Here is a 4,269-nt window from a genome sequence, read left to right as displayed (position 1 = left end):
TCTTCATCAATTACATAGATAGGAGTGCCATATTGTTCCACAAGGTCGCAAGCATCAGCACCACCAATATCCAAATGGCCTTTATCGTTTGTTTTTATATTTAAATCCATTTTGAGCCTCCGATAAAAAAAATTTTAATCACGAATAATTATCTGATAATAATCAAAAATAAGTTTTCAATAAATATCTATTTAAACTAATATATAAAATTATTTAAGGAACTAGATTATCCGACTCAAAAAATGTGACATTTTATTAATGAAATGAAATCATATAGAATAGTAGGGAATAAAACTTTTAAAATAAAAAACCAAATGCAATGATAAAAATTAGGAGAGGTGATGGAATGAGCAATAAAAGAGATTGGGGATTGACTGTAAGGGGAATAGTTAGAAAAGAAGATAAGATATTGATAGTCAGAAGGCATCCAAGTTCAAGAAACAATCCGCAAAAATATGAGCTTCCAGGAGGCAAAGTGGATCCTGGCGAGTTCTTTGATGAAGCCTTAGTTAGGGAATTCAAGGAAGAGACAAATCTTGATGTAAATATATTAAGCTTATTTGAGGTAGTGCAAGATGAATTCATAAGCCGCAGAACAAACAGACCTATTAGCACTCTTCAAATTATGATGAATCTTGAAATTATTGATGGAGAGCTTCAAATAAGCTCAGAACATGACGATTTTAAATGGGCAAGTATGGAAGAACTAAAAGAACTTTATGATGGTGATTTGGTAACTCCTACATTAAGAAAAACCCTAGAAAAAAGAAATTTTAAGATATGAAAAATTTTAAGATATAAAATAATAAAATAATTAAAAAAAGAAATTTTGAGGTGGAAAAATAAAAACATTATTTTATATTTCTATCCTCTAACTCTTTTTATGACTTCTTTTATGCTTAATCCAAATTGCTTATACACTTGAGAACCTAAAATCATAAAGCTTATTATGAACAAAATAAGCCCAATTAAATAATCAAGCGGACCTGCAAGACCATATTTATTCAATTGAATTATTGAGTATATTGCAGCAATTGCCATTAACCATGCTGTAACTAATCCTGGAGTATATGGCTTGTCCAATTTATGAATCTTTATTCCTGCAGTGTGAATAAATGCCTCAAAGATTGATAAGACAATTGTCATGATGAAGAAAAATACAATATTGTCAAATATGTATCCAAGAGCCAAATAAGCCAATAAGAATAAAAATACGCATAAATTAGCGCTTCCCACATCAAAATCATTTATATCCACTTTCAACTTTTTTAGCATTAGCTTATGAAAGCCTCCCGGCCAGTACTTTTCTTCAACCTCATGTAAAATGAAAAGCACACCGAAGAGATTCATTAATTTTCTCACTATTGAAATGCTATCCCAGTTTAAAAAATCATATATTGTCATTATTGCAACTAATGCAATAAGAATATAAAGATTATACTTTTTTAGAAAATCTATCATGCTTTCCCTCCAATATAATTTTTAATATTATAAAAAATCAATAATAATTCCTGACGGATTCTATTGCTAAAATACCTAAAATTTCATTAAACTTCCTTTTTTCATCTTCACTTAAAACCTTGAATAAACTGTTGCACCAGTCCTCTTCAAGATGAAGTGTTTTTTCCCTGATTTCAAAACCTTTTGAAGAAAGGGAAATTAATCTTCTTGTCTTATTCTTTTGATCAATGCTTCGAATAATAAATCCTTTTTTCTCTAAATTCTTTAATGTCCTTGCAACTACAGGTTCTGAAACTAAAAAAAGATTGGATAAATCCTTTTGAGTAAGCTCCCCATTTTGTTCACCTATTCTAATGATATAAGGCAACTCTGAAGGATTGACATTTGTTCCTTCCAGCTTATCTTCAAAGAATTTGGTGTGCCACTTAATGATCATGTTCAATGCAGGAAATGCAGGAACCGTGTCAAAATTTTCAAATATCTCCAATAAATCCATAAAATCACTATAAATTATTAATTTTAGATATGATTAAAATAAAACTTATCATGATAAGTTTAATTATAATTAAGTGAATAATGATATTTAAATATTTTGATAATGGGAAAATTAAAAAGCTTTTCTATAAAAAAAATAAAAAATTAGGAAACAGAATATAATAAAAATAAAAATGCATACAAAAGAGATGAAAAGAAGATTAAAAAAATAATAAAAAGAAAAAAAGAAGAGAATGTAAAATGATTAGATATTAAATAGCCTTTCGGCTTTGGCCATTACATCCGCTATCTTTACATTGAATGGGCATCTGGCCTCACATTCCTCGCAGCCGGTACAATCGCTTGCATTATAGGATAAATTATTGTAATGCTCACGAATGCTATCTGGAACCTTTTCCTGATTTTTGGCAAGGTCATACAATTTGTTTACCATAGCAATATTTATTTCTGCAGCGCATGGCTGACAATGGCCGCAATAGGTACATTGCCCTTCAAATGAATGGTTAGGAGCATTCCTTAAAACTTCTCTAAAGTCCTTCTCTTCTTCTGTTGCATCACAGTAGCCAATAGCTTCCATAAGCTCATCAGGATTCTTTACTCCAACAAATATGCTGCAAACCCCATCTTGGGAAAGTGCATAATGAATGCATTGAATAGGACTTAATGCAACTCCAAATGGAGATGTCTCAGCAGACAAAAGGTTGCCTCCTGCAAATCCTTTCATTACTGTAAGTGCAGTTCCTGTTTCCTCACATAAGCTGTAGAGCTCTGCCCTTTGAGGGTTTAGCCCTTCCATTTCATCATTGTACATTTCATCATTTCTATAATCCTCAATGTTGTCTGTAGGCTCGAACATGTCAAATGCAGGATTGATTGAAAACATCAAGAGCTCTATTTCAGGGTTCAATGCTGCAAGCCTTCCAATTTCAGGGTTATGGGTAGAAAGTCCAATGTGATCGATTGTTCCTTTTCTTTTAAGTTTTCTTACATATTCAATGAACTCCCCATTCATTATCTCTTCATAATCAGCCATTTCATCAACATAATGGATCATTCCAAAATCCAGTCTGTCTATTTGGAACCTTTCCATAAAGTCTTCAAATGCAGGAATCACCTTATCCATTTCACGGGTTCTTACATACTGCTCGTTTTGCCATGTTGAACCAATGTGCCCCTGAATGATCCATCTCTCACGGGTATCCTTAATTGCCTGACCTAAATTGGAACGCACTCCAGGCTCACTCATCCAGCAGTCCAGGAAGTTTATTCCATTTGCTTCACAGATTCTGATTAGTTCTTCTGCATCTTCATAAGGTCTTTCAACTAAAAATTCAGCTCCAAATGCCACTTCTGACACTTCTAAACCTGTGTTACCTAATTTTCTGTATTTCATGATAATAATCTCCAAACAATTAAAACGGGATTATAATATTAGCTAATCAAAGCCTCAACATAGGGATTGAAATGGTTTTGAAGAACCTTTACTATAGGTCCAATGATTAGAGCTGAGATGATGGTTCCTTCACGGACTCCAGCCAGGTAGCCTAAAAATACTACAGACAAAATCGCTGCTGTTAGAACCAGACTTGTGTCAAAGAAAGGCTTTACCTTTGGAAACTCTTTTTTTAAAACCTTTGAAATAGCTACTATAATTCCATCAGGAGGAAGATAAACCACTTCCGTTTGGACCTCCAGCAAAACACCAAATGCCACTACAAGACAGCTTAAGAGAAGTGTTGCAAATTGACTTAAATAGTCTGCAGGATTTAAAAAGCTTACCAGCATCATTGAAAAGTCTATGGAAAGGGAGAAGATTGTCCCTACAACTATCTGCAAATACTGCCTTCTTTCAAAATCGCCCCTTAAAAGAATTATCTGTACAGCTATAAAAATTACATTAAATATCAAACAAACGGTTCCAACACTCATTTTCAATATAAGACTTGAAACATACGGAAGACAAATGATAGGAGAGGTTCCTAAGTTTGCCTTGATTGATATGGCTGCACCTAAAGATATGAGAAATAGTGAAAACAAATAAATGACATATCTTAAAATCTTTTTTAATTGCATAAAATATAGTTTGCTTTAGAATACTTAAATAATTTTTTAAAAAAAATATAGAAAAATAGCTATAAAAAGTAAAAATAACTGAAAAAAAATAAAAAGGAAAAGAGAAAAAACAGATTATTTAAATTTAAAACAAGTGCTCTCTTTCTTGGAGTAACAGTTATTGCAGCTTTGGCAAATTGAAACTCCATCCCCATTCGCTTTCCAATCAGCTAAAAAGTCCGGCTGTGCTACAAATGGCTT

5 protein-coding genes are annotated in these 4,269 nt (G+C 32.4%); 1 reads left to right on the top strand and 4 read right to left on the bottom strand.

What is annotated here, in order from left to right:
* The first annotated feature begins 346 nt into the window (after nt 1-346).
* Nucleotides 347-784 (top strand): NUDIX domain-containing protein, encoded by a 438-nt coding sequence (locus IJI80_RS07425; RefSeq protein ID WP_292788942.1) that lies wholly within the window; start codon nt 347-349, stop codon nt 782-784.
* 80 nt (nt 785-864) lie between these two features.
* On the opposite strand, the gene IJI80_RS07420 is transcribed toward IJI80_RS07425, so the two are convergent.
* From IJI80_RS07420 to IJI80_RS07405, 4 genes are all read right to left on the bottom strand, one after another.
* The gene (locus IJI80_RS07420) at nt 865-1,461 is read right to left on the bottom strand and encodes an HXXEE domain-containing protein (RefSeq protein ID WP_292788939.1); all 597 of its coding nucleotides are present in this window, start codon (nt 1,459-1,461) and stop codon (nt 865-867) included.
* 37 nt (nt 1,462-1,498) lie between these two features.
* Nucleotides 1,499-1,957: a MarR family winged helix-turn-helix transcriptional regulator gene (locus IJI80_RS07415; protein WP_292775800.1), complete on the bottom strand. Its 459-nt coding sequence runs from the start codon at nt 1,955-1,957 to the stop codon at nt 1,499-1,501.
* 243 nt (nt 1,958-2,200) lie between these two features.
* The gene (locus IJI80_RS07410) at nt 2,201-3,349 is read right to left on the bottom strand and encodes an aldo/keto reductase (RefSeq protein WP_292788936.1); all 1,149 of its coding nucleotides are present in this window, start codon (nt 3,347-3,349) and stop codon (nt 2,201-2,203) included.
* A gap of 38 nt (nt 3,350-3,387) precedes the next feature.
* Nucleotides 3,388-3,993, bottom strand: coding sequence for a DUF6198 family protein (locus IJI80_RS07405; protein ID WP_292788932.1), 606 nt, complete (start codon nt 3,991-3,993; stop codon nt 3,388-3,390).
* Between the last annotated feature and the right edge of the window lie 276 nt (nt 3,994-4,269).

This window comes from Methanobrevibacter sp. (genome assembly GCF_017432245.1).
In the GTDB taxonomy this organism is placed as follows: Archaea; Methanobacteriota; Methanobacteria; order Methanobacteriales; family Methanobacteriaceae; genus Methanobrevibacter.
The sequence above is the reverse complement of the archived record's forward strand: the minus strand, read 5'-3'. Positions and strand labels throughout refer to the sequence as shown.